General features: G+C 41.1%; 1 protein-coding gene. It reads left to right on the forward strand.

Going from position 1 to position 1,386, the window contains the following annotated elements; genetic code table 11:
• Nucleotides 1-48: 48 nt before the first annotated feature.
• Nucleotides 49-1,311: a group II intron reverse transcriptase/maturase gene (gene ltrA, locus G4Z05_RS16285; protein WP_163252836.1), complete on the forward strand. Its 1,263-nt coding sequence runs from the start codon at nucleotides 49-51 to the stop codon at nucleotides 1,309-1,311.
• Nucleotides 1,312-1,386 lie beyond the last annotated feature (75 nt).

A 1,386-nucleotide genomic window follows, 5' to 3' on the forward strand; every position in this document is an offset into this window, starting at 1 on the left:
TGACCACTGGCATAAGAAGATAAGCTATTCACGGAAGGAAGAATAACAATGCTTTTGAATCAAATCCTGTCACGGGAGAATATGCTTTTAGCTTTACAAAGAGTAGAAAAGAACAAAGGTAGCCATGGAGTAGATATGATGCCCTTACAAAACCTACGTCAGCACATAGTCGAAAACTGGATATCCATTAAAGAAGCAATTCTCAAGGGTACCTATGAACCAATGCCTGTTCGAAGAGTCGAAATCCCGAAACCTGATGGCGGTGTTCGGTTACTAGGTATTCCAACCGTAACAGACCGTTTGATTCAACAAGCAATTGCCCAAGTATTATCGAGGATATATGACCCTATGTTCTCCGAACATAGTTATGGGTTTCGTTCAAATCGAAGTGCTCATGACGCAGTTAGGAAAGCAAAAGGCTATATCAGAGATGGTTATAGATGGGTAGTAGACATGGATTTAGAAAAGTTCTTCGATCGAGTGAATCATGACAGGCTGATGAGTACATTAGCCAAGACTATTAAAGAAAGGCCACTATTGAAGCTAATCCGCAAATATCTACAAGCTGGTGTCATGATTAATGGTGTGGTATCTAGGACAGAAGAAGGGACGCCGCAAGGTGGCCCCCTAAGCCCTTTACTTTCGAATATTGTACTAGATGAACTAGACAAGGAATTAGAGAAAAGAGGGCATAAATTTGTTCGTTATGCCGATGACTGTAATATTTACGTGAAGTCAAAACGGGCTGGTGAAAGAACCATGGCTAGTGTCAAACGATTTATTGAGGGAAAACTTCGTCTAAAAGTCAACGAGAAGAAATCTGCGGTTGACCGACCATGGAAACGAAAGTTTCTAGGATTTAGTTTTACACCTTCAAAAGAGCCAAAAGTTCGGATTGCCAAGCAAAGTCTAAAACGAATGAAGAAAAAGGTGCGAGAAATCACGTCAAGAAAAATGCCATACCCAATGGAATATCGGATTAAGAAACTTAACCAATATCTATTTGGATGGTGTGGATATTTTGCATTAGTAGACACAAAGAGTATCTTTGAAGATTTGGATGGCTGGATTCGACGAAGACTCCGGATGTGTTTATGGAAAAACTGGAAGACCTCAAAGACCAGGATACGCAACCTCATAAAACTAGGAGTTCCTGAATGGAAAGCTTATAAATGGGGGAACAGTCGTAAAGGTTATTGGCGAATCTCAAAAAGTCCCATATTACACAGAACCCTTGGAAACTCCTATTGGAGTAACCAAGGGCTTAAAAGTCTACAGAAACGTTATGAATTCTTGCGTCATTTATCTTGATTGAACCGCCGTATACGGAACCGTACGTACGGTGGTGTGAGAGGACGGGGGTTAATCACCCCCTCCTACTCGATT

The sequence above is a fragment of the Neobacillus thermocopriae genome, assembly GCF_010975035.1.
Classification (GTDB): Bacteria; Bacillota; Bacilli; order Bacillales; family Cytobacillaceae; genus Neobacillus; species Neobacillus thermocopriae.